The organism is Paenibacillus sp. Y916 (assembly GCF_056786435.1).
In genome coordinates this window covers 1-684 of sequence record NZ_JBXCJA010000029.1, presented here as the reverse complement: position 1 = coordinate 684, position 684 = coordinate 1, and the positions used below count along the sequence as shown (strand labels likewise).

Annotated in this window: 1 rRNA gene; it reads left to right on the top strand. The window is 53.4% G+C overall.

The annotated features are described in order from the left end of the window. A 23S ribosomal RNA gene (locus tag AC1TO9_RS24500) occupies positions 1-684 on the top strand; the annotation flags it as partial.

Genomic DNA, 684 nt, shown 5'->3' with positions numbered 1-684 from the left:
GTATCAGGGGTAGGGGAGCGTTGTATAGAGGTTGAAGGTGTACCGTGAGGAGCGCTGGACACTATACAAGTGAGAATGCCGGTATAAGTAACGAAAAGATCAGTGAGAATCTGATCCGCCGAAAGCCCAAGGTTTCCTGAGGAAGGCTCGTCCTCTCAGGGTAAGTCGGGACCTAACGCGAGGCCGAAAGGCGTAGTGGATGGACAACAGGTTGAAATTCCTGTACCACCGTAATCCGTTATGAGTAATGGGGTGACGCAGTAGGGTAGTGACGCGGACTGATGGAATAGTCCGTCTAAGCAGTGAGGCTTGTGTGTAGGCAAATCCGCACACTATAAGGCTGGGCTGTGATGGGGAGCGAAAATTATAGTAGCGAAGGTCATGATCTCACACTGCCAAGAAAAGCCTCTAACCAGGAGAAGGTGCCCGTACCGCAAACCGACACAGGTAGGCGAGAAGAGTATTCTAAGGCGCGCGGAAGAACTCTCGTTAAGGAACTCGGCAAAATGACCCCGTAACTTCGGGAGAAGGGGTGCCCCGGTAGTGTGAATAGCACGAGGGGGCCGCAGTGAAAAGGCCCAAGCGACTGTTTAGCAAAAACACAGGTCTGTGCGAAGCCGTAAGGCGAAGTATACGGGCTGACGCCTGCCCGGTGCTGGAAGGTTAAGGGGAGTGGTTAGGGGT